Origin of the sequence: Wolbachia endosymbiont (group A) of Colletes cunicularius (assembly GCF_964264715.1) — a bacterium.
GTDB lineage: Bacteria > Pseudomonadota > Alphaproteobacteria > Rickettsiales > Anaplasmataceae > Wolbachia.
The window spans coordinates 470492-497184 of sequence record NZ_OZ183471.1 but is presented as its reverse complement, the minus strand read 5'-3'; the positions used below and the strand labels follow the sequence as shown (position 1 = coordinate 497184).

General features: G+C 34.9%; 31 protein-coding genes, 1 tRNA gene and 2 pseudogenes. 25 read left to right on the top strand and 9 right to left on the bottom strand.

Annotated elements, in window-relative coordinates; genetic code table 11:
* The first annotated feature begins 18 nt into the window (after window positions 1-18).
* On the top strand, window positions 19-1359 hold the full coding sequence (locus tag ACFELZ_RS02875) for a M16 family metallopeptidase (RefSeq protein WP_375316463.1): 1341 nt from the start codon (window positions 19-21) through the stop codon (window positions 1357-1359).
* Entirely contained in the window at window positions 1346-2665 is a 1320-nt protein-coding gene (locus tag ACFELZ_RS02870) for a M16 family metallopeptidase (RefSeq protein WP_375316462.1), read from the top strand. The genes ACFELZ_RS02875 and ACFELZ_RS02870 overlap by 14 nt, the downstream gene beginning before the upstream one ends.
* Here ACFELZ_RS02870 and purN read toward each other — a convergent pair.
* Window positions 2659-3225, bottom strand: coding sequence for a phosphoribosylglycinamide formyltransferase (purN, locus tag ACFELZ_RS02865; RefSeq protein ID WP_064125413.1), 567 nt, complete (start codon window positions 3223-3225; stop codon window positions 2659-2661). The two genes, ACFELZ_RS02870 and purN, sit on opposite strands and share 7 nt — an antisense overlap.
* Window positions 3226-3454: 229 nt before the next feature.
* A pseudogene (locus ACFELZ_RS02860) lies at window positions 3455-3634 on the bottom strand (transposase); the annotation flags it as partial.
* 81 nt (window positions 3635-3715) lie between these two features.
* On the opposite strand from ACFELZ_RS02860, the gene ACFELZ_RS02855 reads away from it, so the two are divergent.
* The 5 genes from ACFELZ_RS02855 to ACFELZ_RS02835 all read left to right on the top strand — a co-directional run bounded on the left by ACFELZ_RS02855 (window position 3716) and on the right by ACFELZ_RS02835 (window position 6074).
* Complete coding sequence (locus ACFELZ_RS02855; RefSeq protein WP_375315786.1) at window positions 3716-4576, top strand: IS982 family transposase; 861 nt, start codon at window positions 3716-3718, stop codon at window positions 4574-4576.
* A gap of 118 nt (window positions 4577-4694) precedes the next feature.
* Window positions 4695-4892 (top strand): transposase, encoded by a 198-nt coding sequence (locus ACFELZ_RS02850; protein WP_375315780.1) that lies wholly within the window; start codon window positions 4695-4697, stop codon window positions 4890-4892.
* Between the two features lie 3 nt (window positions 4893-4895).
* The gene (locus ACFELZ_RS02845; protein WP_375315781.1) at window positions 4896-5060 is read left to right on the top strand and encodes a hypothetical protein; all 165 of its coding nucleotides are present in this window, start codon (window positions 4896-4898) and stop codon (window positions 5058-5060) included.
* Window positions 5003-5461 (top strand): transposase, encoded by a 459-nt coding sequence (locus ACFELZ_RS02840; protein WP_375316641.1) that lies wholly within the window; start codon window positions 5003-5005, stop codon window positions 5459-5461. Before ACFELZ_RS02845 ends, ACFELZ_RS02840 begins: the two co-directional genes overlap by 58 nt.
* A gap of 196 nt (window positions 5462-5657) precedes the next feature.
* Complete coding sequence (locus tag ACFELZ_RS02835) at window positions 5658-6074, top strand: hypothetical protein (RefSeq protein ID WP_253302099.1); 417 nt, start codon at window positions 5658-5660, stop codon at window positions 6072-6074.
* On the opposite strand, the gene ACFELZ_RS02830 is transcribed toward ACFELZ_RS02835, so the two are convergent.
* Window positions 6067-6588 carry a Na+/H+ antiporter subunit E gene (locus ACFELZ_RS02830; protein WP_253302098.1) on the bottom strand — a complete coding sequence of 174 codons (522 nt, stop codon included), beginning with the start codon at window positions 6586-6588 and terminating at the stop codon, window positions 6067-6069. The genes ACFELZ_RS02835 and ACFELZ_RS02830 overlap by 8 nt on opposite strands.
* Window positions 6589-6686: 98 nt before the next feature.
* Here ACFELZ_RS02830 and smpB point away from each other — a divergent pair, with 98 nt between their 5' ends.
* The 8 genes from smpB to ACFELZ_RS02790 all read left to right on the top strand — a co-directional run bounded on the left by smpB (window position 6687) and on the right by ACFELZ_RS02790 (window position 12076).
* Window positions 6687-7136 (top strand): SsrA-binding protein SmpB, encoded by a 450-nt coding sequence (gene smpB, locus ACFELZ_RS02825; protein ID WP_253309571.1) that lies wholly within the window; start codon window positions 6687-6689, stop codon window positions 7134-7136.
* A 6-nt stretch (window positions 7137-7142) separates the two neighbouring features.
* Window positions 7143-7934 carry a prolipoprotein diacylglyceryl transferase gene (gene lgt / locus ACFELZ_RS02820; RefSeq protein ID WP_264735383.1) on the top strand — a complete coding sequence of 264 codons (792 nt, stop codon included), beginning with the start codon at window positions 7143-7145 and terminating at the stop codon, window positions 7932-7934.
* A gap of 407 nt (window positions 7935-8341) precedes the next feature.
* Window positions 8342-8623 carry a hypothetical protein gene (locus ACFELZ_RS02815; RefSeq protein WP_375316461.1) on the top strand — a complete coding sequence of 94 codons (282 nt, stop codon included), beginning with the start codon at window positions 8342-8344 and terminating at the stop codon, window positions 8621-8623.
* Between the two features lie 229 nt (window positions 8624-8852).
* Window positions 8853-9425, top strand: coding sequence for a Holliday junction branch migration protein RuvA (gene ruvA / locus ACFELZ_RS02810; RefSeq protein ID WP_375316640.1), 573 nt, complete (start codon window positions 8853-8855; stop codon window positions 9423-9425).
* Window positions 9422-10396, top strand: coding sequence for a Holliday junction branch migration DNA helicase RuvB (gene ruvB / locus ACFELZ_RS02805; protein WP_250296119.1), 975 nt, complete (start codon window positions 9422-9424; stop codon window positions 10394-10396). The genes ruvA and ruvB overlap by 4 nt, the downstream gene beginning before the upstream one ends.
* Window positions 10397-10486: 90 nt before the next feature.
* A complete protein-coding gene (locus ACFELZ_RS02800; protein WP_375316460.1) occupies window positions 10487-11032 on the top strand; it encodes a hypothetical protein in 546 nt (181 codons plus the stop codon).
* Window positions 11022-11510, top strand: coding sequence for a hypothetical protein (locus tag ACFELZ_RS02795; protein WP_375316459.1), 489 nt, complete (start codon window positions 11022-11024; stop codon window positions 11508-11510). The genes ACFELZ_RS02800 and ACFELZ_RS02795 overlap by 11 nt, the downstream gene beginning before the upstream one ends.
* A 56-nt stretch (window positions 11511-11566) precedes the next feature.
* Entirely contained in the window at window positions 11567-12076 is a 510-nt protein-coding gene (locus ACFELZ_RS02790; protein WP_375316458.1) for a DNA-3-methyladenine glycosylase, read from the top strand.
* Window positions 12077-12095: 19 nt separating this feature from the next.
* Here the strand turns inward: ACFELZ_RS02790 and purF are convergent, their stop codons facing one another.
* Genes purF through ACFELZ_RS02775 form a run of 3 tightly spaced genes read right to left on the bottom strand, consistent with a single transcriptional unit; the run spans window position 12096 to window position 16122 of the window.
* Entirely contained in the window at window positions 12096-13481 is a 1386-nt protein-coding gene (gene purF, locus ACFELZ_RS02785; RefSeq protein WP_375316457.1) for an amidophosphoribosyltransferase, read from the bottom strand.
* A gap of 25 nt (window positions 13482-13506) precedes the next feature.
* A complete protein-coding gene (gene rodA, locus ACFELZ_RS02780; RefSeq protein ID WP_341821286.1) occupies window positions 13507-14610 on the bottom strand; it encodes a rod shape-determining protein RodA in 1104 nt (367 codons plus the stop codon).
* Window positions 14611-14655: 45 nt separating this feature from the next.
* Window positions 14656-16122 (bottom strand): proton-conducting transporter membrane subunit, encoded by a 1467-nt coding sequence (locus tag ACFELZ_RS02775; protein WP_375316456.1) that lies wholly within the window; start codon window positions 16120-16122, stop codon window positions 14656-14658.
* A 64-nt stretch (window positions 16123-16186) separates the two neighbouring features.
* On the opposite strand from ACFELZ_RS02775, the gene ACFELZ_RS02770 reads away from it, so the two are divergent.
* From ACFELZ_RS02770 to virB9, 3 genes are all read left to right on the top strand, one after another.
* Entirely contained in the window at window positions 16187-16501 is a 315-nt protein-coding gene (locus ACFELZ_RS02770; RefSeq protein WP_375316455.1) for an NADH-ubiquinone oxidoreductase subunit NDUFA12 family protein, read from the top strand.
* Window positions 16502-16503: 2 nt separating this feature from the next.
* On the top strand, window positions 16504-16959 hold the full coding sequence (gene mlaD / locus ACFELZ_RS02765; protein ID WP_375316454.1) for an outer membrane lipid asymmetry maintenance protein MlaD: 456 nt from the start codon (window positions 16504-16506) through the stop codon (window positions 16957-16959).
* A gap of 187 nt (window positions 16960-17146) precedes the next feature.
* On the top strand, window positions 17147-17932 hold the full coding sequence (gene virB9 / locus ACFELZ_RS02760) for a P-type conjugative transfer protein VirB9 (protein ID WP_375316453.1): 786 nt from the start codon (window positions 17147-17149) through the stop codon (window positions 17930-17932).
* 24 nt (window positions 17933-17956) lie between these two features.
* On the opposite strand, the pseudogene ACFELZ_RS02755 reads toward virB9, so the two are convergent.
* From ACFELZ_RS02755 to ACFELZ_RS02745, 3 genes and pseudogenes are all read right to left on the bottom strand, one after another.
* Window positions 17957-18160: pseudogene (locus ACFELZ_RS02755) on the bottom strand (IS66 family transposase); the annotation flags it as partial.
* Between the two features lie 171 nt (window positions 18161-18331).
* A complete protein-coding gene (locus tag ACFELZ_RS02750) occupies window positions 18332-19192 on the bottom strand; it encodes an IS982 family transposase (RefSeq protein WP_375315786.1) in 861 nt (286 codons plus the stop codon).
* 247 nt (window positions 19193-19439) lie between these two features.
* Window positions 19440-19516, bottom strand: a tRNA-Arg gene (locus ACFELZ_RS02745).
* Between the two features lie 148 nt (window positions 19517-19664).
* Between ACFELZ_RS02745 and ACFELZ_RS02740 the strand changes: the two genes are divergently transcribed.
* From ACFELZ_RS02740 to nusA, 7 genes are all read left to right on the top strand, one after another.
* Window positions 19665-20393 (top strand): ABC transporter ATP-binding protein, encoded by a 729-nt coding sequence (locus ACFELZ_RS02740; RefSeq protein ID WP_375316452.1) that lies wholly within the window; start codon window positions 19665-19667, stop codon window positions 20391-20393.
* 173 nt (window positions 20394-20566) lie between these two features.
* Window positions 20567-20734, top strand: a complete 168-nt coding sequence (locus tag ACFELZ_RS02735; RefSeq protein WP_006013840.1) for a twin-arginine translocase TatA/TatE family subunit — start codon at window positions 20567-20569, stop codon at window positions 20732-20734.
* A 317-nt stretch (window positions 20735-21051) separates the two neighbouring features.
* Window positions 21052-21249, top strand: a complete 198-nt coding sequence (locus tag ACFELZ_RS02730; RefSeq protein WP_375315805.1) for a transposase — start codon at window positions 21052-21054, stop codon at window positions 21247-21249.
* Window positions 21250-21252: 3 nt separating this feature from the next.
* Window positions 21253-21417: a hypothetical protein gene (locus ACFELZ_RS02725; RefSeq protein WP_375315781.1), complete on the top strand. Its 165-nt coding sequence runs from the start codon at window positions 21253-21255 to the stop codon at window positions 21415-21417.
* Complete coding sequence (locus tag ACFELZ_RS02720) at window positions 21360-21818, top strand: transposase (protein ID WP_375316639.1); 459 nt, start codon at window positions 21360-21362, stop codon at window positions 21816-21818. The genes ACFELZ_RS02725 and ACFELZ_RS02720 overlap by 58 nt, the downstream gene beginning before the upstream one ends.
* 145 nt (window positions 21819-21963) lie before the next feature.
* Window positions 21964-25038, top strand: coding sequence for an efflux RND transporter permease subunit (locus ACFELZ_RS02715; protein WP_375316451.1), 3075 nt, complete (start codon window positions 21964-21966; stop codon window positions 25036-25038).
* Between the two features lie 87 nt (window positions 25039-25125).
* Window positions 25126-26688 (top strand): transcription termination factor NusA, encoded by a 1563-nt coding sequence (gene nusA / locus ACFELZ_RS02710; protein WP_375316450.1) that lies wholly within the window; start codon window positions 25126-25128, stop codon window positions 26686-26688.
* Window positions 26689-26693 lie beyond the last annotated feature (5 nt).

Below are 26693 nucleotides of genomic sequence, written 5' to 3'. Positions count from 1 at the left end.
TTATATTAGGTCGAAATAATGCTTCATAAGTTTTTTAGTTTTTTTATACTACCTGCACTCTTTTTTACTTACCCAATTTCTTTGAAGGCTTTAAGCATAGAGCACGACATAAAACATGCTAAACTCAGTAACGAACTAGATGTCTATGTTGTTCCTAATCATCGGATTCCAGCCGTTTTACATGCAGTAATATACAAAGTTGGGGGAATGGATGATCCAATTGGCAAAGCAGGATTGGCTCACTACTTTGAACATTTAATGTTTGAAACTACAGGGAAGTTCACAGATATAGAAGCCACTATGAGTAGCATTGGGGCCAAGTTTAATGCGTTTACTACTAAGGAATATACCTGTTACTACGAATTAGTCCTTAAAAATGACTTACCACTGGCAATGGAAGTTGAAGCAGACAGAATGGGCAATTTTAATGTTACCCAAGATAAAATAGAAAGAGAAAAAAACATTGTACTGGAAGAAAGAAAAATGAGATTTGATAATTATCCTAACAACTTGTTATGGGAAGAAATGGATAGTGCATTTTACCGTACTGGCTATGGTAGATCTGTTATCGGCTGGGAGAGCGATATTAAAACTTACAATCAAGATGACATAACGAGGTTTCATGATAACTATTATCACCCCGGCAATGCAATATTACTGATTGTGGGTGATGTGGAATATGATGAAGTAGTGAAATTAGCAGAAGAAAAATATGGCGAAATTAAAGCTAAGCCTATAATTAGGCATTATCCAAATCAGGATCCAGTTCATAATGCAGGTTTATTGGTGATTTTAGAGAGCACTGAAGTAAAAGAACCAATTTTATATTTTCGTTATCGTGTTCCCTTATTTGAGCACATAAATGAAGCCTCTGCTGCTCATTTAGCGGTTGACATTTTAGGTGGCGGCAAATCCAGCAAACTGTATAAAGATTTGGTTTTAGATAAAGATGTGGCAGTATCAGTATCTGCTTATTACAATAGTTTAACTTTTAGTGATGGCTACATTGATATTAAAATAATTCCAAAAAGCGGAGTTGATTTAGATATTGTTGAAAGAGAGTTAGACAATGCTATTAATAACTTCATGTCTAAAGGAATAACGGATGAGGAGTTGCAAAGCTCAAAATATAGATATAAAGCAGCACAGTTTGATAACTTATCTAGCTTAGAGAATATAGCATTCTTTTACGGCTCACAGTTAGCGCTTGGTATTCCACTTGATGAAATAGATATTTCATATAGCAAGATTAATGATGTCAATTTAGAGGATGTAAATAATAAAATCCGTGCTATTTTTTCTGCTAATAAGTTAATTGGTCGTTTGTTGCCAAAAGGAGATGATAATGAGAATAAGTAAATTTGTACTTCTATTTTTTTTCTGTCTAGGCTTTAATTTACAAGCAAGTGGTAACCTAAATATAGAAGAGGTCACTACTCGTAAAGGATTTAAGTTTCTATTTGTTGAAAACTGTGATTTACCAAAAGTTTCACTGAATATATCGTTCAAGGATGCAGGTCATGTGTATGAGAATGCAGAAAAACAGGGACTTACCTGGTTTACTTCTCTTATAATTCAAGAAGGGGCAGGAAAAAATGATGCCAAAGATTTTGCAAAAAGGCTAGAAGATAAAGGAATTAGTCTACGTTTTAGTGCTGGTTTAGAAACGTTTGGAGTTTTGTTGGACACTCTGTCTGAGAATTTAGAAGAAGGTGTTTCACTACTTAGTGACGCTATAATACGTCCTAAAGTTGACTCTGAAGGGTTGAATAGAGTTTTCGAGAAAGCCAAAGTTGATTTTAATAATCTTGAAAAAAATCCTTTTTTTATTGCTGGAGAAGAATTGAATACGTTATTGTTTAAAAAACACCCTTACTCAAAAAGTGTGTACGGTACTCTTGACACTATAATGAGCATTACTAGGGACGATGTTTTAACATACATAAAGCGTAATTTTGCTAAAGATAACATAGTTATCAGTGTTGCTGGTTGTGCAAAAAAAGAAGAAATTATTACGTTGTTAGATAAATATTTATCTAAATTGCCGTCAAAAAGATCAAAAGTTAGAAAAATACCTGTGAAAAATGATTTTGGTTCTGCAGAAAGTAAGAATATTTTTATGGATATACCACAGAGTGTGATACTTTTTGCTCAAAAAGGTATAGCTTATGAAGATCCTAATTATTATAACGCTAGTGTCTTGATTAATGCACTTGGTGGCATGGGATTGAATTCAATATTAATGAAAGAACTGAGGCAAAACTTGGGTATTACTTATGGTGTTTATGCAAGTATTATTCCCAATAAACATGGGAACTTTATAATTGGAAGTCTTAGTACTGATAGTTCTACTGCTGGCAAAGCTATATCAGCGGTAAAAGATACATTGAGCAGAATAAAAAAGAAAGGAATTGATGAGCAGTTGTTCAAGGATGCAAAAATTGGCATGGTAAATGATTTTGTCCTTTTCCTGTCCAATAACACAAATACAGCAATGCTGCTTGATGATATGCAAATAAATGATTGTGATGTTAACCATATAAATAATTATGCGAATATCATTAATGACGTTAAATCAGAGAAAGTAAACGAACTGGCAAGTTCTTTACTGGAACCCGAAAATTTATTTTTTGTTGAAGTTGGAAAAAACACTCAAGGTCAATAATTAATACTTTCTGCTATTGATCTTACTGCTTCTACATAACACTTATGCTCCTCAGCTAGAATGCGTTCTGAGAGGCTTTGAATATCATCAGCTGGTAACACTGGCACAGCAACTTGAGCAATTATGGCTCCAGCATCAATTTCAGGAGTGACGTAATGTACAGTACAGCCTGCGATTTTTACTCCTGCTTTTAGAGCTTGCTCTTGAGCATTTAGGCCCTTAAAGGACGGAAGTAGAGAGGGATGAATATTTATCACCTTGTTATTCCATTTACTGAGAAAATTAGCTTGCAGGATTCTCATAAACCCTGCAAGGCAAATTAAATCAACCTTATGTTGAACAAATATTTCGTGAATTTTATCAGCATCAAGTGGTTTATCTCTAACAATAAACGCTGGCACTCCTGCTTGTTCTGCTATTTTTAGGCCAGCAGCTTCGCTATTATTTGTGATAGCGCACACAACTTCTGCAGGAAAATTACGATTTTGACATGCCTCTATCAAGGCCTGCATATTTGATCCCCTGCCTGAAATTAGTATCCCAAGTTTCACCTTTTTCATTTTGTGCAATTGATTTGGTGTAATAATTAATGTTAACAAAATAACTCAAAAAGTAAATCTATAGCTAAAGTGACTTAGGTTTACCAACGATTTGAAAAACAACAAATTCGTCATTCCGCTACTCGTTAGCGGAATCTATGCTGAGATACCGCGGCGGTATGACGTGGGGGAAACCTTTCTTTGGTTAGCTATATTTCAGAGTGCTCCTGTTATGAACGCGAATTCTGGATTAAGGAAGGAAGAAAGTATAGGAAATAGAAGGCTTTTTGGATTTGATGGAATAGAAAATGAGAGTAGAAAAGATATGAACCAAAAAATTAACAGGGGATCTATGGCGAGTGTGTTCAATTTCTAGTCTATTTTTTAGGTAACCAAAAACAGTCTCAATGATAGACCTTTTTCTCAACGTGAATTCTGGATTAAAGGAGAATAGAAAAGGCAAGAAAACAGGGTAAACTCAGCAGTGATAAAAAAATAGATGAGGTTACCCATGGAAGATATAACAAAACTGTTTTGTTTGGTCGATGATTTTTGCAGAGATATAGAGAAAAATTTTGCAGATAAACTACTGCCAAATGGTAAAAACCCCACAAGAACAACGGAAATTGAGCACTCCGAAATCATGACAATAATCCTGCTATATCAACAATCTCCGTGTAAAACTTTCTATCTACATTACCTAACGTTGCTCTACAAATCAGAGTTTCCAAAGTTACCTTCATATACCAGGTTTGTTGCTCTAAAGCCTAGGGTTTTGTGGCATTTAGCAATGTTGTTGCATTGGCTTTGTGGACAGTCAGAAAACACTGGAATTTCATATATAGACACAACTCCCATTGCAGTTTGTCATGCAAAAAGAATATCCAAAAACAAAGTTTTTGCTGGAATTGCAAAATTAAGCAAGAGCACTTACGGCTGGTTTTTTGGTTTCAAATTACATATGGTAATCAATGAAAATGTTGAAATTCATGCACTTACGCTAACAAAAGGCAATGTTGATGATAGGATACCTGTGCCAAATCTGACGGAAAAATTAATCGGTCTTTTGTTTGGTGACAAAGGTTATATTGCAAAAGAGCTTTTTCAGAAGCTGTTTGACCGAGGTTTGAAACTTGTTACCAAGGTGAAAAAAGGTATGAAAAATACATTGATTTCGTTAAATGAGAAGATTTTACTGAGAAAAAGGTCTATCATTGAGACTGTTTTTGGTTACCTAAAAAATAGACTAGAAATTGAACACACTCGCCATAGATCCCCTGTTAATTTTTTGGTTCATATCTTTTCTACTCTCATTTCCTATTCCATCAAATCCACAAAGCCTTCTATTTCCTATACTTTCTTCCTTCCTTAATCCAGAATTCGCGTTATGAGCTGATGTCCAACTGTCATTTTACAGCTTAGCTTGCTTAGAGCCTGTCTTCAAACTAAGTAGAAAGGAGTTAAGAAGTGTGTTATAAGATATATTTTAAATGTACCCAAGCGATATAAGTAACAAAGAATGGAAGATAATAGAGCTATATTTTGAACCTAAAAAGACCGGTAGACCAAGAAAACATAGTATTAGAACAATTATTAACGCAATCCGCTATATGATGAGAACAGGATGTCAATGGAGACAACTGCCTAAAGATTTTCCACCATGGAAAACAGTGTATAGTTGTAATTAGCGATTGAAAAAAAGTGGAATATGGCAAGAGATTCATGATTTTCTAGTTAAAAAAGTAAGAGAGATAATTGGTAAGAATGAAACTCCATCAGTGGGAATAATAGATAGCCAATCAGTAAAAACTACTCAAAAAGGGGATCCAGAGGATATGATGCTGGCAAGAAAGTAAAGGGTAGAAAGCGCCACATCGTTGTAGATACTGTAGGTCTTGTAATTGCTGCTGAAGTACAAAGTGCAAGCATTCAGGATCGTGATGGTGCACCAAATCTTTTTGTTCAAGCCAAATGCAAAGCTCCAACATTACATAAGTTTTTTGCTGATCAAGGATACACAGGTAAATTGCAAAACCGCTGCTTATTGGAAACTGGATGTTTATTGACGATTACCAAGAAAATAGTTGATACAGGATTTCAGGTTATTCCCAAACGTTGGATTGTTGAGAGAACCTTTGCTTGGCTCTCCAATTTTAGACGTATGAGTAAGGATTATGAGCATTCTCCTCTCACTTCAAAAAACAACATCTTCTTTAATATGATCACTATTATGCTTCACAAATTAGCTCATTCTTGAGTTTGAAGACAGGCTCTTAGGTAATGCAGAAATAAGAGGTGCCCAATATAAACCAGCCTAAATCAACTTTAATGTTTGGATATCGTACTATTTTACATAACATGCCATTATGAATATATATTTTTATGATTGTGTTATCATTTATTTAACAAAGTATTAGTATAATCTATCTACTGGATTAAATGGAGAAAGTTGAATGAGTAAATTACCGAACAATGCAAAAATAGGTAAATCCCAGGTTACTCAGTGGGAGGTAATAAAAAATTGTGAATATGCTGATAATTGCTTATCAAAAATAGTAACTTTATACGTTATTAGAATAACTCAGCTATCAGATTTTTATACAAATGACGAACCTGAAATTAACACTGTTTTAGCAAGAATAAGCGTGACAAGTGAAAATGTATTTTTAAACAAGGCTACTACTATTGAAGTTATGGAAGGTATTTTTCCGTATAAATTCAACAGCAAGAAGAGAAATAACATACTAAGGTTAGAAGATTTATATAATTATTTATGTTCTATTGTTAACAATAGCCTTCCAAAAGAGATGCTTGAAAGTCTTGTAAGGGAATATAAGGATGCTGTTAACTTATTTAAAGCAATTACTTAACTGAACGTAGTATTTTTAAGATTTTATTTTCTATTTCAGAAATGCCGCTTTCAAGATCTTTATCTATCAGATACATGGTAGAGAAATATGTTTTCTGCTTACTTTCAACATTGATAGTTAAAGTTCCAGGAGTGATTGTAACCGAATTGGCAAATAACGCAATGCTTTCATCATTATGCCCTTTGCATTTTCTTAGGATAATGATTGGCTCAAGCTTAGATTTGAGTCGTAGCACCTTTTTTGTTACATAAACACTTGATAAAATGATTTGGTACATTAACCATGGTATATAACTTACTAACTTATAAAACGACAGTCTACTCGTACCATTTAAAATCTGGCTAAGAGCTCTTTCAGCGTTTATCAACCTTCTAAAGATAAATAATGTGAATATAGAGGAAAACACTCCACAAAAAATAAAAAATGGCTCAAAATAACCAGACAATACAGTCCATAGAGAAAATAAAATTACAAATGATAGAGAAAAAAACTTGATTTTTTGCCTAAGGTTCATGGTTTGCAGTATAACTTAAATGATTTTTTAAGGAAAGATATATTATGAATTAAGTCAAAAACTCTGTAATATATTGAAGCTTAAAGATATTTTTAGATATGGAAGTTATTGCAGAAAATAGGAAAGCAAGGTTTGAATATTTCATCTTAGAAGAATTTGAAGCGGGTATGGTCTTATTAAGCAGTGAAGTTAAATCGCTAAGAGAAAGAAAAGTAAATATTTCCGACGCCTACGTTATCGAAAAGAATAGCGAAATATGGCTGCACAATATGCATATTGCAGAATATAAAGCTGCAAACCGAAAAAATCATAAACCAAAAAGGGAACGTAAACTGCTTTTACATAAAAAAGAGATAAACAAACTAATTGGTCAAATCAAAACCGCTGGGATAACTGTTGTGCCGCTTTCGATCTATTTTAATGATAAAGGATTTGCAAAAACTAAAATTGCCATTGTAAAAGGAAAAAAACTCTACGATAAGAGAGCAACCATAAAACAGAGAGAGTGGGATCGTGAAAAAAGTAGATTGTCTAAGAATAATTTATAGCAAAATATGTCTTTAAATCCAGTAATTTTCAGCATCGGTCCTGTTTCTATATATTGGTATTCCTTAGCTTACGTTTTGGGTATAGTGTCTGCATATTGGTATTTACACAAGCTAGACGACCAAAAAATATTTACTAAGAATTTTTACGATTCGTTATTAACAGCCACTATTGTAGGCATTATCCTTGGAGGTAGACTTGGCTACGTATTGATATATGATCCAGTTCTTTATATAAGCAACCCTATCGAGATATTGAAGACCTGGGAAGGAGGAATGTCATTTCATGGTGGTGCTATAGGAGTTTTGCTTGCAGTAATAATTTCGTGTAAAAGACATAACATTCCTATATTTTATGCACTGGACCTAGTTTCTTGCGGAGTTCCCATAGGTTTATTTTTAGGTCGCATAGGCAATTTTATAAACGGAGAGTTATTTGGCAGAGTTACAACTATGCCATGGGGTATGGTATTTCCAGAAAGTGGTGATAATTTGCTGCGTCATCCAAGCCAGCTTTATGAGGCACTTTTTGAAGGACTGCTACTTTTTGCAGTTGCAAATTCACTGTTTTTCTTGACTAGAATAAGACTGTATCACGGTGCGTTAACTGGTATTGCAGTTATGTGGTATGGAATAGCACGTTTTTTCGTTGAGTTTTTTCGCGAACCAGACTATCAAATTGGCTATTTGTGGCTTGATTTAACTATGGGGCAGTTGCTTTCTATACCTATGGTTTTGCTAGGAATGCTTGTATATCTAGGCGCATTAAATTTAAAATTTAATACGAAATCTGTTACATAGAGGAAAGGTGAGTTTAATAGAAAAATGTAGCCAGAAACCCTACATCATGCACAATTGTACGAATTTTCTGCGTTGCAGTAGAATGAATGTGAGATCCGGTGTCATTCCAGCGTGTGACGCTAGGCCATAAAACTTGCTTGACAAACTCCGCCAGCCCCCTTATCATGACAGTGAAACTATTGTATTTGCTTTCGCCAATCTGCAGATTAAAAGGTAAGGATTACTTAATGTATCGGCGTCTTATGTTCAATTTTTGCAGTATATAGATACTGTATGTCTTTACAAAACTTCATCTACATCTAGATTTTTGTCTAAATAAGCTGAACGCGCTTACAAAGCGTTACAGGACATCAAAAAATGCCAATACTCGACAAAGATAGTAAAGGACTAGCTAACTCGGGGATTCTTTGTCTTTTTTTCTGCTTGGTAAATTTCTTAAACATTTGCAGCGTAGGTTAGTTGCAATTAAAAGCAGCTTAATCTCGCTTGTCAAGCGTTTAAAACATAAAAAACGCCAATATTTTAAAGCGGATAATAACCACGGGGCTTCTTTTGCCTTTTTTTTATTTGGTAAATTTCTTAATATTTATAGCAACATGAACTGGGCAGGAAGATGTCATTCCAGTGCTCCTTTTTTTGTCATCCCAGCGTCACGCGCTGGTTTCAACATTATATCATGGACAAAATAAACTTTCTAAAATTCATTGAACTGTGCTTTCAAACGGTGGTACCGGGGTGTGAGTATAATGATTATCAGTATATAAAAGTCATAGCAGACAGACTTGAAGCGGCAAATGTTGGCAAAATATGTCAAGGAAGTTTTTCGTTTCTATGAGCTACTTGGCTCTCCGTTATAATGTTCGTTTGCTTGACCTAAGATCCAGGAGTATTTAAACTGAACCCTATACAGTGCTAAAAATGATAGGAAATCTAAGCGGAATAGTTGATGAAGTGCGCAGTGATCACATAATCCTGAATGTGAATGATGTTGGCTATATGGTGTATCTCTCAGCCAAAACTTTAAATGCATGTTCCATCGGAAGTAGAGTTAAATTACTTATCGAAACCTATGCAAATAACAGAGAAAATGTCGCTCAGCTATATGGTTTTATAAGCAAAGAAGAACAGCAGTGCTTGAGGTTGCTTGTTAAAGTAAGTGGTGTTAGCTATAAAACTGCAATGTCAATTTTGAGTAAATTAACTCCAGAACAGCTGTTTTTGGCAATTATGAATGAAGATAAAGTAGCACTCAAGATGAGTGGACTTAGCCTGAAACTCATAAATCGAATCATCACTGAATTAAGTGGCAAAGTGAGTAAATTAGAAATAAATAACAATAATTTTCATCCAATCAATGAAGATGCCCTTTCAGCATTGATCAATCTTGGGTATGAAAAAATGAAAGCTTATGATACGATAAAAAAAATACAAGACGAATCGTCAAATCTGGACACCAAGGATATTATTCGCATGGCGCTTAAAACATTATGAAATCAATATCGTGCGATAAAGAATATACTGAAGATGTGCGCAATATCAACATCAGACCTGAACAACTTGATGATTTTGTCGGGCAAAAAGACTTAATACAAAATTTAAAAGTGTTTATAAATGCTGCACAGACGAGAACTGAAGCTTTAGATCACGTCTTATTGTATGGTCCTCCAGGACTTGGCAAAACAACTTTAGCGCAAATTGTCTCTAAAGAGTTAAGGGTCAGCTTTCGCGCAACTTCTGGTCCTTTACTTAGCAAAGCTGGGGACTTGGCCGCAGTGCTTACCACTTTAAATGCAAAAGATGTTCTATTTATCGACGAAATCCATAGATTAAATCGCAGCATTGAAGAAGTTTTATATACTGCTATGGAAGATTTTTGCCTGGACATATTAGTAGGTGAAGGTCCATCTACTCGCACTTTAAGGATAGATCTACCACCATTTACGCTAATTGGAGCAACAACACGGCTTGGATTACTTTCTGCGCCACTGAGGGATCGTTTTGGCATTCCTTTGCATCTTGAGTTTTATTCTTTTGAAGAACTGGTTAATATTATAAAAAGAGGCGCAAGAGTTCTTTCTACTGAAATTGAAGAAAATGCAGCACGGGAAATTGCCTGCCGTGCACGTGGCACTCCAAGAATTGCTTTGAGGTTACTCAGAAGAATAAGGGATTTTGTTGAAGTGAAAGATGATAAAAAAATCACTTATGAAGTCGCTGATTCTGTATTGCTAAAATTGGGTGTAGACAAAATGGGACTCAATAAACTTGATATGCATTATCTAAGATTTTTATTCAACACCTCAGGACCTGTTGGAATTGACACCATATCTATTGCGCTATCCGAAGATGTTGGCAACATTGAAGAAACAGTAGAACCTTATTTAATCAAAATTAGTTTTGTAAAGCGCACACCAAGAGGGCGCGTTCTAACCGATCAAGCAAAGGAATATTTGAGCCTTTAATATAAAAAATTTTGTTGCTGTAATTATATGTTGACCAATTGATATAATGCTCGTACGCTAGCGTTATGTGTTAACGATAATGGAGGGTATATGTTAGGCAAGATTACAGAACTCTGGAAAAAGCTCTGGGAAAGCATTCCAGTTTTTCGCAATAAGGATAAAGTTAAAAGTCCTCATGTGCCTATGGTGGAGGAACTTCCTTCTGATGATACAACTTTAAAACCGGATAAGAAAAAGCCAGAAGAGCATCTTACCCTTCTAAGTAATAAAGCAAAGGAGAGCGGTAATTCTGATAAAACAAAAGGACTTCCTAGCGATTTGAGCACTCAGGATATACCTAAATCAACACCAGACAAGAATAAGCGTAAATATGTCGAGTTAGAAAGCGATGAAGAATGGAATAAGTTCTTTGCATTACAGAACAACCCTTCTACCAATACCACAAACCAAAAACCTTTTTCTCCAAAGAAAGGAGAATCTCAGTATCACGCCAAAGAGATTGTAGGCAAAATTGTTGACCAAATTAAATCAGAGATATCTGAAGGTATGAAAAATAATACCATAGGGTCCATAATGATAAAAGAAGGCAAAAGGGAATGTTGTTTACCCTTCCGTGAGAGTTGTGTTGAATGTTAGTAAAGAAGGAGTAGATATAGCTAAACTTCTGAGTGGTAATATGTGTAAAAAGTACAATGTAAAAACAATTACATTTTGTCATTCTAATCAGGAAAAAAAGAGAGGGGCATGTTGCTATATTAATGATAAAGGGGAAAGAGTTTATGAAATAATTAGTGGATTATATGAAATGACTTTAAAGTGGTATGTTGATGGAAAAGAATGTAAAATTAAAATTAATATTGACGATAAGAATGGTGTAAAGCTACTTGAAAGCAACGGTGTTACTGAAGAACAGTTACGTGCAAACAAAGAAGTAAAAGTAGGCAAGAGACGTGAACCAAAGTCTTTACATGAAGCATTAGCATCACAATTGCCACAAACACAATTACAACAAAGCTCTGAAGAAGTAAAATTTTTGGAGCAGCCTTCAACAAATGTAGAAGACTTGAGCGGCGCACCACAAAAGCATCAAGCTTCTGCTGCTCAAAATAGGTAAAGTAGTGAAAATTCAGTATAAGTTGCTTGCATTTGCAAGTAACTTATACTCTTATAATGAGCAACATAATACTACCAAGAAATTTCTACGAGCGGCCGACCTTAACTGTAGCTGGAGAGTTATTGGGAAAAGTCCTCAAATTTTCTAACTTTAGTGGAATAATAACCGAAGTTGAAGCCTATATAGGAATGAATGACCCAGCTTGTCACGCGGCAAGAGGCTATACTAACCAAACCTCAGTAATGTTTGGTATGCCGGGGTTTTCATACGTGTATTTTATATATGGAATGTATTACTGTTTAAATATTGTAACAGAAGCAGAAGGGTTCCCAGCAGTAGTGTTAATACGGGGATTAAAGCTCATTGAACCGCTTGAAGCAAACTTAGGCGGACCAGGAATATTGTGCAAAAGATTAAACATTACAAAAGAACATAATAAGCAAGACCTTACTATAAGCCACAAATTTTGTGTTTATGAATCTCACCTCAAACCAGATTATATTTGCACTCCGAGAATCGGAATTAGTAAAGGCCAAGAGAAATTTTGGCGGTTTAAGATTTTCTAAACTTAAGATCTTGCGTAGACTATTTGCCAATCGGATAATCACCAGTGAAACAAGCATCGCAATATTGTGGTGTAGCATTGTTACGCACCTCTCCTTTAACAGCCTGATATAGTCCATCAATACTCAAGAAGGCTAGGCTATCTACTCCTATAACTTCCTTAATTTCCTCTACAGATTTATTTGCAGCAATTAAATCTTTGCACTCTGGCGTATCTATTCCATAAAAACAAGAATGCTTAATTGGTGGGCTTGAAATTTTGAGGTGAATCTCTTTTACTCCTGCATCCTTTAGCATAACTATTATATTTGTTAACGTACTACCACGCACTATACTATCATCTATTAAAATTATGTTTTTACCTTTCAAAGTGTGCTTATTAGCATTGAATTTTAATTTTATTCTAACTTTACGTACTTCAGCGGTTGGTTGTATAAAAGTTCTTCCTATGTAATGATTACGAATTATCCCCAGTTCCATAGGTAATCCTGAATGCTTTGCATATCCAATAGCTGCAGGTATTCCAGAATCAGGTATTGGTACAACCATATTTACATTGTTTTTTGGTGGGCTCTCTTCTGCAAGTATTCTTCCTATTTCTTTTCTTATATCATATATGGACCTATTCTCCATTATGCTGTCTGGTCTCGAAAAGTAAACGTATTCAAAAATACAAAAACTTGATTTTTGCTGTGGGAAAGGAAACATTGAGGCTAGCTTGCTATCCGAACTGATGGTAACTAATTCGCCTGGTTCTATTTCTCTAACAAACTCTGCATTTATTATATCAAGAGCACAAGTTTCAGATGCAAGAACGTAAGAACCGTTTAACTTTCCTAAAACAAGAGGCCTGATTCCAGATGGATCACGTACTCCAATAACTACTTCTTGATTGATTGCCACAAAAGAATAAGTACCTTGTATTTGCTTTAATGCATATATAAAACTCCCTAAAAAGCTATCTTTTTCACCGCTTGCTGTCAGATGCACTACTACTTCTGTATCAATATCTGACTGAAAAACGCACTCTTGTTTAATTAATTGTTCGCGTATCGGAGAAATATTAATTAAATTACCATTATGTGCTATGGCAAAATCCCCAAATTTGCCACTTTTGCCAAACATGGGCTGCACTCCAAATTTACTACCACTTGTTGAGTATCGAACATGACCTATTGCACAATCTCCAGGTAAGGATTTCTTTATTTCATCTATATCATCAAATACGCTGCTCACTTGACCTTGAAAGTGATAAGAGTGCAGCTTATCGTTGTTACTGGTTACTACGCCAAAAGACTCTTGACCTCTATGCTGCAAAGCGTGGAGAGCAAGTATAGAGTTAAAAGCAGCACTTTGGTTGCAACTTATGCCAAATACCCCACACTCCTCACGCATTTCATCTAGCATAAAAACTATTAAGTAAAGTTTAATTTTACTTTAGCATAGGTAAAATACAAGCATTTTGTTGTTCATCTGCTTTTATTGCCAGCAATAATCCTATGCATATCAAGCTTGCAGCAGTTGTACTTCCTCCATAGGAAAGAAATGGCAGTGGATCGCCTATCACAGGCAAGAGGCCTATTGACATTCCAATGTTTATAAAAAAATGAGCGCCAAAAAAAGCAAAAATCCCGATAGATACTAACTTAGAAAAATAATTTTTCGACCTATAAGCGATAGAGAAAATTATGCCAAGTAATGAGGTATAAAGCAAAATTAAAGCCATGCTACCTAAAAAGCCCCACTCCTCACTCAGCACTGCAAAAGCAAAATCCGTACGTTTCTCCGGCAAAAATCCAAGTTGAGTTTGACTTCCGTTAACAAAGCCCTTACCAAGCAAACCTCCTGAACCAATAGCTATCTGAGATTGCTGCGCATTATAACCTATTCCAAGTGGATCCACTGATGAATCCAAAAACGACAATATCCTTTGCTTGTGATAAGGACGTAAAAAAGGCCAAATAGCCGGTACTGCAAAAATGCCAAGCGTCCCACAAATTACTAAATGAGCTCTTTTTATTACTGCTGTGAATATAATTGATGCTCCTATAAACAACATTATCACAGCTGTGCCTAAATTAGGTTGCTTTAACACCAAGAATACAGGCAAGAAAATAATTATTACCGCCTTAAGCAATCTTTTAAATTCCATCATTTTATACACACTTTGCTTATCAAAATAACGAGCAAGCGCAAGTATTAAGCCTACTTTTGCAAATTCTGATGGTTGCAAACTAATTGACCCAATTCTTATCCACCTCGTCGCACCCATTATGTGCGAGCCAAAAAAATTTACTGCTAATAGCGAAATCGCTGCTGCTATATAAAAAAAGTAGGCGTGCTTCAAATAAAAATCTAGCTCTATGAATGACATAGCTATAGCGAGTAGGAAAAAGAAGGAAAATATGACTATTTGGTGAATTGCAAATGGTACCCACTTTCCTCCAGCAGAAGAGTATTGAACAGCAATGCCAACGCAAAACAGCACTATCACGTTAATGACTAATAACCAATGAATCTTCTTCAGCCTATCCACACTTATAACCTTAAAGTATAGTAAAATATGAAACAAAGATAAAAATCAAAAAACCAACTTCTCAACTACTAACCGAATTGGAGTGCTATATATTCCAGTTACTATTGTTAAAGCTGCTATAAACAATAGACAGAAAAGCATAGGAAATGGCACATCATTAATTTTGTCCGGTGTCATTCCAGCGCTTGATGCTGCACTATTTTCAAAATACATTTTCTCTACCATCTTCCACATGTATATTAGTGCAAGAAAAGAACCGGCAGCAAAAGCTATCAGGGAAATCCACGCGCGAGATTCTATAACTGCTTTCATTATATACCATTTGCTTACAAAGCCATTTGTTAGCGGCACACCGACTAATGCTAAACTAAGTAGAGTAAACGCAAGTGCTGTATAAGGCATTGATTTCTTGAGTCCCGATAAATTCTCTATTTTTGTTGTATCAAATTTGTAAGAAATACATCCTGCAGCCATGAATAAAGATGTTTTTATTATGCTGTGGTTTACTATGTGAAAAATTGCTGCAAATACACCTGTTTTTGAGTTAAAACTCAGTGCTAAAATTATATAACCAATTTGGCTGACACTAGAATTAGCAAGCAGTCTTCTTATATCTTTTGCAGTTATTGCAGATATTGACCCAAATATAACAGCGCAAAGTGCGAGGATAATTATCACGTTGCTTAGTGATGGTTTAAATAAGAAGAAATTCTGATGGAAAACAGTATAGAAGATCCTAATGAAAACATATATCATCACTTTTGTCACTGTGCCTGAAAAGAATATGCTAATGAAACTTGGCGCCTCACTATATGCATTAATCAGCCACCTGCTTAATGGAAACAGTGCCATTTTAATTGAGAGACCAACAAAAATGAACAATGTGCCAAGTTTTATGATGTTGTTATCGTATAATGGAACTATTCTTTCAGCCATGTCAGACATATTGAGCGTTCCTGTCATGGAGTACAAAAGCCCAACACCAAACAAGTAAAACGTTGCCCCTATAGTGCCACTAATTAGATATTCAAATGCTGCAACCAAGGCTTTTTTATCCCTTCCCATTGAAACTAATACATAAGAAGAAAGAGATGAAATTTCCAAAAAAACATAAAGATTGAATATGTCGTTTGTTACTAGAATCCCGAGCAGTCCGCTTAAGCACAGTAGAAATAGAGAGTAAAAACCAGTGATTTTGTTTTTGCTAATTTCTTTTTCGTTAATATAAAAGCTATAAAGCACGCTAATCAGCGCTATAAAATTCATCAAAGTTAGAATCAAGGAGTTTAACACGTCGATTCTTAACTCTATTCCATGCGGAGGAGCCCAATTTCCAAGGTGATAAGTTATAATCTCGCCTCTATATGTTTTTATGAGTAGTATTGATGAAATGATAAGAGTGATTGTTGTTGCAATAAAAGAAATAAACCAAGATACCTTGTGTTTCTTGGTAAGAAAGCAAAACATTGATGCAATTATTGGTATAATAACTTGTAAAATTGGTAATTGCATTAAATTGTTGTTAATATATCGTTAAAGTATTAGTATATATAATACTTTTTGTTTTAATACTCTTATGTTATCTAAAATTTGTAACGCAATAAAACGCCTATTACGAAGAGAAGATAAATTTGTAGGAAGAGATGAAAATGGAAATTCTTACTATGAATCAAGTAAAGGGAAAAGGTGGATTATGTATAGCAGTGTTTCTGAGCCTACAACAGTGCCTCCGGAATGGCATATATGGCTTCACTATACTGATAATGTAGTACCAGTTAATAATAAAAAAAGAAAAGTAAAACATACTCCTAATTTAACGGGTACAAAAGATGCATACTATCCAAACCAAAAAATCAAAAATTACTATAAAAGCTGGAGTCCTGATAACTAAAGATGCGAAGGTCAAATATACTTGAAATAACCGCTGGATTATTTGTATTAATTTTCACTATTTTTCTGGTTTTCTTTGCTATTGATAAGCTATCTTACATAAAGAAAAACTACAAGGATTGCTATAAAATATATGGTCTTTTTACTAACGCTAACGGTATAGGAGTTAGTGATAGTGTCAAGATCTCTGGTGTAGATGTTGGAAGCATAACTGGTGTATCACTTGACAAAGCTACCTATGTAGCACGAATCGATATGTGTATAAGCAGAGACATAAAATTGCCAATTGATAGTTCAGCTCTGATCACTAGCAGTGGAGTTGTTGGCAGTAAATTTGTTAATATATCACCTGGATCAGATATTAAACTGATCTTGCACGGTGGTAAAATAGAGTATACTCAAGCTGAAGCAAATATGGGTGGAATAATGGACAGAATTCTTGGTATGTTTACGAAGTGAAAATGGCAGGATTCCAAGTATATCCGTTCAGGTGAAGCCTCCTTTAGTTCTAAAGTATTTAAGGAGTTTGCCTTATTTCTTGCCTTTTCTACCCCTTGCTAACCTGTAATTGGGGTTTATAGCACAGCTTAACAGTTGCAGTGCATGTCTATCAATGATAAAATGAAGATTAATTTATTTTGATATTATGATTGGTTTACTGTTTGCCGTACTGTTGTTTTTTTGTGGTAGTGATGCACTTGCAAAACAGGAGCCACGTTCAATAGCTGGAGATAATCACATAAAGGTAATAAATTATAACCCACAAGCTATACATAAGTATACGGGTTTTTATGGTTATCAATCCAGCATATTGTTTGAACCAGGGGAGGTAATACAAAACCTTTCAATGGGTGATTCAACTGGTTGGCAACTCCTTCCTCAAGGTAACAGATTGTTTATTAAGCCTATAGATGATATTGCCGATACTAATGCAACTATAATTACCAATAAAAGAGTTTATTACTTTGAGCTTCATGCTGAAGAAGCAACTGGACTGGATGATCCAAGATTAGCATATGAAGTAAGGTTTCTTTATCCACTATTTAGCAGTGATGAGATTTACACAACAAATAACGGTGATATCTTCGAACAAGCTAGTCATACCATTATTCCTGATATAAACGATATTGAAGTTGTAAAGAAGGGCTTAAATTTTAATTATTCCATCTCGCACGTTAAAGGCAGTCAGTCAATAATACCAATTAAGGTTTTTGATGACGGAAAATTTACATACCTGCAATTCAATAAAATAAACTCTGATTTCCCGGCAGTTTTTATGGTTGATTCTGCAGGGTATGAGTCTTTAGTAAACTTCCGTACAATTGACGACTACCTGATAATCGAAAGGGTGAGTTCAGTGTTTACCTTAAGGAATGGATCAAGTACAGTTTGCCTATTTAATGAAAACATACCTTTCAAAAAAGGTAAGTGATTAGTATCCGTTCAGCAGAGTGGTTTAAGAAACAATAGATAGGAGATTTTGGAAAGGGTTTAGCCCATTTTGTTTCCATGTTAAGTATAATGAAATTATCCGCTCAAGGAATGTGTTTCCCTGCTTTGATTGTGTAAAATATGAATTTTTGCGATAAACAACGTAGTGTCGTATCTGTTGCTCAGCACGGTTATTTGTCAGCGGAATATTTTCTGGGTCATCTAAAGGAGAGTAGACCAGCGGACCTTCCCCGCCAGCCTCTCGCAGAACCTTACTATTACCCATAAATCTAAAAGGAGAAAAAGCTGCTATCTTACTAATTCAACTTTCTATTATAAATAGATCTATGGTCTAAAAATGGAATATATGATGAAAAGAACTATAAACGCGAATTCTGGATTAAGGAAGGAAGAAAGTATAGGAAATAGAAGGTTTTGTGGATTTGATGGAATAGGAAATGAGAGTAGAAAAGATATGAACCAAAAAATTAACAGGGGATCTATGGCGAGTGTGTTCAATTTCTAGTCTATTTTTTAGGTAACCAAAAACAGTCTCAATGATAGACCTTTTTCTCAGTAAAATCTTCTCATTTAACGAAATCAATGTATTTTTCATACCTTTTTTCACCTTGGTAACAAGTTTCAAACCTCGGTCAAACAGCTTCTGAAAAAGCTCTTTTGCAATATAACCTTTGTCACCAAACAAAAGACCGATTAATTTTTCCGTCAGATTTGGCACAGGTATCCTATCATCAACATTGCCTTTTGTTAGCGTAAGTGCATGAATTTCAACATTTTCATTGATTACCATATGTAATTTGAAACCAAAAAACCAGCCGTAAGTGCTCTTGCTTAATTTTGCAATTCCAGCAAAAACTTTGTTTTTGGATATTCTTTTTGCATGACAAACTGCAATGGGAGTTGTGTCTATATATGAAATTCCAGTGTTTTCTGACTGTCCACAAAGCCAATGCAACAACATTGCTAAATGCCACAAAACCCTAGGCTTTAGAGCAACAAACCTGGTATATGAAGGTAACTTTGGAAACTCTGATTTGTAGAGCAACGTTAGGTAATGTAGATAGAAAGTTTTACACGGAGATTGTTGATATAGCAGGATTATTGTCATGATTTCGGAGTGCTCAATTTCCGTTGTTCTTGTGGGGTTTTTACCATTTGGCAGTAGTTTATCTGCAAAATTTTTCTCTATATCTCTGCAAAAATCATCGACCAAACAAAACAGTTTTGTTATATCTTCCATGGGTAACCTCATCTATTTTTTTATCACTGCTGAGTTTACCCTGTTTTCTTGCCTTTTCTATTCTCCTTTAATCCAGAATTCACGTTGTAAAGTCAAGTATCCCGCTACGTGTTAGCGGCTAAGAGATACCGCGAATGAATCGCGGTATGACGTAGGGGTTGCCAAGAACTTGTCATTCCAGTGCTTGACACTGGAATAGGTGTGTGTATTTGTGAAAAAAAATCTCCATGAAATTTGTGAAGCAATGTGGTGGGACTAGTGCGATTCGAACGCACGACCTTCGGATTAGGAGTCCAACGCTCTATCCTGCTGAGCTATAGTCCCGTGTTTTCTACCATTTATGTAAAGTTATAGCAAAAAATCCTTCTCTTTTCTAGATTTCTTGCATAACCAATTTATGACGACAAGAAACATTTCTGTACTTCTTGAGTATAATGCTATTATATTTAATAACATGGTTTAAGTAAGATTAATGCTAGTTAACAACATTGGTTATTTCTATAACAATCAAGACGACTTTGCTTTAAGCAATATAAACATTAAAGTAAAAAAAGGAAGTGTTGCATGTTTATTGGGGCATTCTGGCTGTGGCAAGTCAACAATTTTGAAATTAATTGCAGGGATAGAAAATCCAAAATCTGGAACTATTTTTATAAATGATAGGTTAGTTGCAAGCAATAAGGCATCAGTCGCTATAGAGCATAGAAATATCGGATTGATTTTTCAGCATTCTGCATTATTTCCTCACAAAACAGTAGTAGAAAATATAACCTTTGCTATCCGCAGCTCTTCCAAGAGAGAAAAGCACCTAATTGCATTGGAAATCTTGAAGTTACTCAATATAGAAAAATATGAAAATATGTACCCTAACGTCTTATCTGGAGGACAGCAACAATTAGTTGCAATAGCAAGAGTGATGGCACAAAACCCTGATGTTGTGTTGTTAGATGAACCATTTTCTAATTTGGATATACTGCTCAAGTGCCGAATAAGACAACATATATTGTCCCTTTTTAGAAGTAAAAATACCCCTGTGCTAATGGTAACTCATGACCCGCAAGAAGCATTGAAAGTTGCAGATTTTATCTACGTAATGAAAAATGGTAAAATTATTCAATCAGGAGTTTCTAGCGATATATACCATAGGCCTAAAGATGATACGCTAGCAAAGTTTTTTAGTGAGCTCTCCTCTACTCTATAGTTAAGTGAAAAGTTTCCACTTATTCGCTGCAAGAAAACAATCTAATTTGGAATTGTTATAAAATAATTAAAAAACCTTGATTTATAATTAAATAAAGGTGATATAATCTATGTGTTACTTGACTTCAGTCAAGTTTTAATATTTAAAGGTCAATATTTTAAATGGAGGTGAAAATGAGTTTAGGACCATGGCAATTGTTTCTAGTCTTAATAATAATTTTAGTTCTGTTTGGTGCAGGCAGATTACCGCAAGTTATGGGTGATTTAGGAAAAGGCATCAAAAACCTTAAACAGGAGCTTAAGGACTCAGAAAAATTATCGTCTAATGAACCAGATCGTTAGCGTCCTCATACTTCGTGACACGCACTAAGGTGCGTGTCACTCACTTAAAGCATCAATTATTTTTCAATCTTTCCGCTTAAGCTGTTGCGTCTGCTTCACCTTCCTCTGAATTCATAATTTTTCTAATATTGTTAAAATGCTCTATAGAAATTTTCGCGGTCACTTTATATAGCATACAAACAAGTCTTGTAGTGAAAATTTAAAAATACAATCATTGTTATTAATAAATTTTTATACATACTATACTGATAATGTAAGAGCCTGTCTTCAAACTAAGTAGAAAGGAGTTAAGAAGTGTGTTATAAGATATATTTTAAATGTACCCAAGCGATATAAGTGACAAAGAATGGAAGATAATAGAGCTATATTTTGAACCTAAAAAGACCGGCAGACCAAGAAAACATAGTATTAGAACAATTATTAACGCAATCCGCTATATGATGAGAACAGGATGTCAATGGAGACAACTGCCTAAAGATTTTCCACCATGGAAAACAGTGTATAGTTGTAATTAGCGATTGAAAAAAAGTGGAATATGGCAAGAGATTCATGATTTTCTAGTTAAAAAAGTAAGAGAGATAATTGGTAAGAATGAAACTCCATCAGTGGGAATAATAGATAGCCAATCAGTAAAAACTACTCAAAAAGGGGATCCAGAGGATATGATGCTGGCAAGAAAGTAAAGGGTAGAAAGCGCCACATCGTTGTAGATACTGTAGGTCTTGTAATTGCTGCTGAAGTACAAAGTGCAAGCATTCAGGATCTTGATGGTGCACTAAATCTTTTTGTTCAAGCCAAATGCAAAGCTCCAACATTACATAAGTTTTTTGCTGATCAAGGATACACAGGTAAATTGCAAAACCTCTGCTTATTGGAAACTGGATGTTTATTGACGATTACCAAGAAAATAGTTGATACAGGATTTCAGGTTATTCCCAAACGTTGGATTGTTGAGAGAACCTTTGCTTGGCTCTCCAATTTTAGACGTATGAGTAAGGATTATGAGCATTCTCTTCTCACTTCAAAAAACAACATCTTCTTTAATATGATCACTATTATGCTTCACAAATTAGCTCATTCTTGAGTTTGAAGACAGGCTCTTATACTTGCAACTTTGCGAAAATTTTAATTATTTACGTAAAGTTTTAAAGCTACACAAGGATTAATTAATATGCAACGTATCTCGACTATAATATTGTACAAACGCACATATTTAGTTAACATTCAACATGCAGAGCTTACTCATAGAGCGAAACAGGGCGGTGGTATTATTACTTATAGTAATTTTTATCTTCGGTTCATACGTTTATGTAAAAATGCCAAGGGAAAGTAACCCTGATATACAGATTCCTATAATCAGCGTGTTTGTTGGACTTCCTGGGATTTCTGCTCAAGATAGTGAAAAGCTATTAGTGCTTCCTATAGAAAATGAACTAAGATCCATCGAAGGTGCAAGAGAATTGAGAGCCTTTGCAACTAATGATGGTACTCACATGATACTCGAATTTGGAACAGAGTATGATAATAAAGAAGTGCTCGATAATGTCCGTTCAAAGCTTTCAAACATAAAATCGAAGTTACCTGTTGAAGCAGAATCTCCGATAATCAATGAAATAAACTTGAGCTTATTTCCGATACTCAATGTCGGCTTAATTGGTAATTTGCCAGAAAGAGCCTTAACTGAAATAGCACGCAAGCTAAAGAAAGAAATAGAATCTCTGCCAAATGTTCTCAAAGTTGAAGTGGCAGGTATGCGTAAAGAAACAGTGGAAGTTATAATTGAGCCCACAGTTCTAACAAAATATAACATTCAATCAAACGAAATATTCCAAGCTATATCAAGCAATAATAGACTAGTGGGAGCTGGGTCACTGGAAAACGATACCGGTAAATATTCGATTAAAATATCAGGGTTATTAAAAGATATAGAAGATATTATGAATATTCCTATTAGATCTCAAGGCGATGCAGTTTTGAGAATCAAAGATATAGCAAAAGTATACTCTAGGTTTGAGGATCACCAAGGGTTTGCTCGCATTAATGGATTACCTAGTGTCGTGCTAGAAATTTCAAAACGTAACGGAAAAAGCATAATAGACACAGTAAATCAAGTAAAATACTTAATGGATAAGGCAAAAGATCAATTACCTGAAAATTTAAAAGTGGTGTACTTAAATGACCAGTCAAAAAACGTCCGCGATGTGCTTGATGACTTGGAAAACGGCATAATATTCGCTGTGTTGTTAATATTGATCATAATGATGCTTTCTATGGGAACAAGGATTGCTATTCTTGTGGCACTCTCGATACCCGGTTCCTTTCTCATTGGGATAATAACTCTTTACTTTATGGGCATAACCTTAAATATCGTTGTGCTCTTCAGTTTAATCATGGCTGTTGGCATGCTGGTTGATGATGCAATTGTGATCAGCGAATATGCCGATAGAAAGATGATCTGCGGAATGGACAAAGTAGAAGCCTTTCACACTTCAGTTCGTGATATGTTTTATCCGGTTCTATCATCGACGTTAACTAAATTAGCAGTGTTTTTTCCTCTATTATTCTGGCCTGATACTGTTGGTAAATTCATGCAGTACATACCAATTACAATAATTCTAACTTTGACTGGATCGCTCATTATGGCTTTGGTTTTTATACCAACACTTGGTGCAATATTTGGTAAGCCTTCAATAACTTCAAAAAAAGAAATAAAAAAAATGAGTGCTATAGAAAGTGGTGAGATAAAAAATGCTGGGCCTATAATAAGAGCTTACATACGCATGCTAGAGAAGGTTTTAGATCATCCTAAAAAATTCATATGTGCTACTGTATTCGTCCTGTTTTCATTTAGTGTGCTGTACTTTACCTTTGGTCCTGGAGTGAAGTTTTTTCCGAAAGTGGATTCAGATAATATTTTAATCAGTGTTAAAGCAAAAGAAAGCTTATCAGCTAAAGAACGAGATCTGATACTCAAAGAAGTGGAAGAACGCATTTTGAGCGTTGAAAAAGAAATTCATGTTTCTTATGCTAGATCAGGAGCATTTTCAGACAACGTTATCGCCAGAATTCAACTAGAACTTATGGATTGGCGCTTCAGGCGCAAAGCTAAGCACATATTAAACGATATAAGAAGCAGTGTGCAAGACATGAAAGGAATAATAATTAATGTTCAAGAGGAAAAGTTAGGACCGTCGGCTGACAAGCCAATACAAATTAACCTCAGCGGAAGTGCATCCAATCTGAATTTAGCAGCAGAGAAAATTCTAAAAATTATTGACCAACCTTCATCCGGGTTTATAAATATTCAAGATAGCAGATCAGCACCTGAAATAGAGTGGAATATGAGTGTTGATAAGAGTAAAGCTACAAGTTCTGGAGTAAGTGTTGCAACCATTGGCGATTTTATAAAGATGGTTACAAATGGAGTGTTGATTGGAAAATATAGACCAAATAACACGGATGAAGAAATCGATATTGTACTCCGTTTCCCCAGAAGGGAACGCAACATGAAGACTATAGATAATCTTTTTATCAATACAGTTAATGGCCCGTATCCTATGAGCAACATAGTAAAATATGCTCCCGAAAAAAAGGTAAACAAACTAAATAGGATTGATGGATTACGTACAGTGACAATTTCCGCTGATGTGGATACTGGCTATCTTGTTAATGAAAGAGTAAAGTTCATTCAGAATTCTATTGCCCAGGATTGGGACAAGGGAGTAAAAATTGATTTTAAAGGCGACAAAGAAGATCAACAAAAATCAGGAGCATTTTTGTTAAAGGCTTTTATATTAGCGATTACACTAATGATATTGGTATTAGTGACACAGTTTAATAATGTATACCATACATTTATCGTAATGACAGCAGTGTTTTTATCCACCACATGTGTGTTTTTTGTTTTCTTTCTTATCCAACAAGTTTTCGTAGTTGTTATGTGTGGAGTGGGGATAATTGCTTTGGCAGGAATTATAGTGAATAATAACATACTATTGCTTGATGCCTTTCATCACCAAATTAAGGTACACAAAAATGACATCAAGCGATGTGTAATAAACGCTGCAATTTCTCGCGTTAGGCCAATATTGCTTACCGTTGCAACCACAGTTCTTGGTTTAATACCGATGATTACCAGGTTAAATATCAATTTTTTTACGCTACAAATCACATATGATGCTCCATCAAGCCAGTGGTGGGTTGACATTTCAACAACCATAGCAAGTGGAATATTGGCTGCAACGGTCTTAACTTTATTCTTTACTCCGGCGTTGCTTGTCATACAAAGAGATGAAAAAACTTGACTTAAATTAGCAATCATTTAAATTTAAGATAGCGTTCTTTGCCCGTTGAAGCTATAATTATAACTAATTACATTGGATTTATTTATTATGATTGCTAATCGTAAAAGCAGTGTTAAGCAGAAAAGTAACAAGAATAACATAGTTGGAAGCCTTGATGTAATAAAAACAGCAGGAGAACTTTCACTTCAAAAAGGTTTAGATTTTAATGTTGTAATAAAGGCACTAGAAAGTGCTATAGAAGCAGTGGCTTATCAAAAATATGGTAGCAAAAGTAAAATTGTAGTTAATATAGATAGAAATACAGGCAAAGTTACTTCATACAGAAAACTAAAAGTTATTGATGACGAATCAGATGGAGAAAAGAATACTGAGTATGAATCAATTACGCTGACACAAGCTAAATTAATAAAAGGAGATGCAAAAGTTGGAGATACTGTTAGTGAATTGCTCTCTCTTAACACTGATCTTGCTTCAGCAAGGATTGCCCAGCAAAAGATTGCTCAAATAATTAAAGATGAAGAGTCAAAAAAGCAATATGAGGAATTTAAAGATAAGGTGGGAGAAATAAGGTATGGTATTGTTAAACAAGTAGAATATTCAGATCTTATTATAGACATAAATGGCACTAGGACATATCTTCCATTGCGAAATTTGACCGGTGGTGAATCATTTCGTGAAGGCGATAAGGTTAAAACTTACATACAGACCGTTAAGCGCTCTGATGATGGACGTCAAATTATTCTTTCTAGGACTCATGAAGGCTTTTTAGAGGCATTATTAAATCAAGAAATACCAGAAATTGCTGACGGGTTAGTAACAATTAAAGGTATAGCTAGAGACGCCGGCTCAAGGTCTAAGGTTGCTGTTTTCTCTCCTGACAAGAACATTGATCCAGTAGGTGCTTGTGTTGGAGTTAAGGGAGATAGAATAAAAACTATTATACACGAATTAAATGGTGAAAAAATTGACGTTATAAATTACTCCTCAGATTTGGGTCAATTTGTTATTAAAGCCATTACTCCTGCAGAAGTATCGAAGGTTATTATTGATGAAAATGAAAATTGCATAGAGTTAATAGTTGCTGAAGATCAATTGAGTTTAGCTATAGGAAAAAAGGGCCAGAATGTAAGATTAGCTTCAGAGCTTGTTGGATGGAGAATTGAGATATTAAGCACTCAGCAAGAATCAGAAAGGCGAAGTAAGGAACTTAGTCAATGTTCAGCTTTATTTGCTGAAGCTTTAAACTTAGAAGAGATTATGGGTCAGCTATTGGTAACAGAAGGTTTTTCAAGCGTAGAAGATATATCCAACGCTTCAATCAAAGAGCTTGCTTCAATAGAGGGCTTTAATGAGGATATTGCAAACGAACTTCATAACAGAGCAAACAAGCACCTGAAAGCAGAAAATGATAGAAAAATAGAAGAGCTAAAAAGTCTAGGTATGGAAGATGATGTAATCAATTTAACTTTATCAATAGACAATAAAATTGCTCTTAGTAAACATGATATTAAGACTTTAGAGGACATAGCAGATTTATCAAGTTATGAGTTTTGCAGCATACTCTCTTCTTCAGCTGATAGTAAAGAAAATCTAAAAGATACAGTAGACTCAATAATCATAGAAGCACGTAAAAAGCTTGGGTTAATATAATAAAA

What these genes read in the sequence shown, in the direction of transcription:
- ACFELZ_RS02715 (WP_375316451.1), top strand. Translation starts at nt 21,964, where the DNA reads ATGCAGAGCTTACTCATAGAGCGAAACAGGGCGGTGGTATTATTACTT.
- ruvB (WP_250296119.1), top strand. Translation starts at nt 9,422, where the DNA reads ATGAAATCAATATCGTGCGATAAAGAATATACTGAAGATGTGCGCAAT.
- nusA (WP_375316450.1), top strand. Translation starts at nt 25,126, where the DNA reads ATGATTGCTAATCGTAAAAGCAGTGTTAAGCAGAAAAGTAACAAGAAT.
- ACFELZ_RS02800 (WP_375316460.1), top strand. Translation starts at nt 10,487, where the DNA reads ATGTTAGGCAAGATTACAGAACTCTGGAAAAAGCTCTGGGAAAGCATT.
- ACFELZ_RS02850 (WP_375315780.1), top strand. Translation starts at nt 4,695, where the DNA reads ATGTACCCAAGCGATATAAGTAACAAAGAATGGAAGATAATAGAGCTA.
- smpB (WP_253309571.1), top strand. Translation starts at nt 6,687, where the DNA reads ATGGAAGTTATTGCAGAAAATAGGAAAGCAAGGTTTGAATATTTCATC.
- ACFELZ_RS02855 (WP_375315786.1), top strand. Translation starts at nt 3,716, where the DNA reads ATGGAAGATATAACAAAACTGTTTTGTTTGGTCGATGATTTTTGCAGA.
- ACFELZ_RS02735 (WP_006013840.1), top strand. Translation starts at nt 20,567, where the DNA reads ATGAGTTTAGGACCATGGCAATTGTTTCTAGTCTTAATAATAATTTTA.
- ACFELZ_RS02770 (WP_375316455.1), top strand. Translation starts at nt 16,187, where the DNA reads ATGTTATCTAAAATTTGTAACGCAATAAAACGCCTATTACGAAGAGAA.
- ACFELZ_RS02790 (WP_375316458.1), top strand. Translation starts at nt 11,567, where the DNA reads ATGAGCAACATAATACTACCAAGAAATTTCTACGAGCGGCCGACCTTA.
- ruvA (WP_375316640.1), top strand. Translation starts at nt 8,853, where the DNA reads ATGATAGGAAATCTAAGCGGAATAGTTGATGAAGTGCGCAGTGATCAC.
- ACFELZ_RS02740 (WP_375316452.1), top strand. Translation starts at nt 19,665, where the DNA reads ATGCTAGTTAACAACATTGGTTATTTCTATAACAATCAAGACGACTTT.
- purF (WP_375316457.1), bottom strand. Translation starts at nt 13,481, where the DNA reads ATGCTAGATGAAATGCGTGAGGAGTGTGGGGTATTTGGCATAAGTTGC.
- ACFELZ_RS02835 (WP_253302099.1), top strand. Translation starts at nt 5,658, where the DNA reads ATGAGTAAATTACCGAACAATGCAAAAATAGGTAAATCCCAGGTTACT.
- ACFELZ_RS02830 (WP_253302098.1), bottom strand. Translation starts at nt 6,588, where the DNA reads ATGAACCTTAGGCAAAAAATCAAGTTTTTTTCTCTATCATTTGTAATT.
- mlaD (WP_375316454.1), top strand. Translation starts at nt 16,504, where the DNA reads ATGCGAAGGTCAAATATACTTGAAATAACCGCTGGATTATTTGTATTA.
- ACFELZ_RS02775 (WP_375316456.1), bottom strand. Translation starts at nt 16,122, where the DNA reads ATGCAATTACCAATTTTACAAGTTATTATACCAATAATTGCATCAATG.
- virB9 (WP_375316453.1), top strand. Translation starts at nt 17,147, where the DNA reads ATGATTGGTTTACTGTTTGCCGTACTGTTGTTTTTTTGTGGTAGTGAT.
- purN (WP_064125413.1), bottom strand. Translation starts at nt 3,225, where the DNA reads ATGAAAAAGGTGAAACTTGGGATACTAATTTCAGGCAGGGGATCAAAT.
- ACFELZ_RS02870 (WP_375316462.1), top strand. Translation starts at nt 1,346, where the DNA reads ATGAGAATAAGTAAATTTGTACTTCTATTTTTTTTCTGTCTAGGCTTT.
- ACFELZ_RS02875 (WP_375316463.1), top strand. Translation starts at nt 19, where the DNA reads ATGCTTCATAAGTTTTTTAGTTTTTTTATACTACCTGCACTCTTTTTT.
- ACFELZ_RS02750 (WP_375315786.1), bottom strand. Translation starts at nt 19,192, where the DNA reads ATGGAAGATATAACAAAACTGTTTTGTTTGGTCGATGATTTTTGCAGA.
- lgt (WP_264735383.1), top strand. Translation starts at nt 7,143, where the DNA reads ATGTCTTTAAATCCAGTAATTTTCAGCATCGGTCCTGTTTCTATATAT.
- ACFELZ_RS02730 (WP_375315805.1), top strand. Translation starts at nt 21,052, where the DNA reads ATGTACCCAAGCGATATAAGTGACAAAGAATGGAAGATAATAGAGCTA.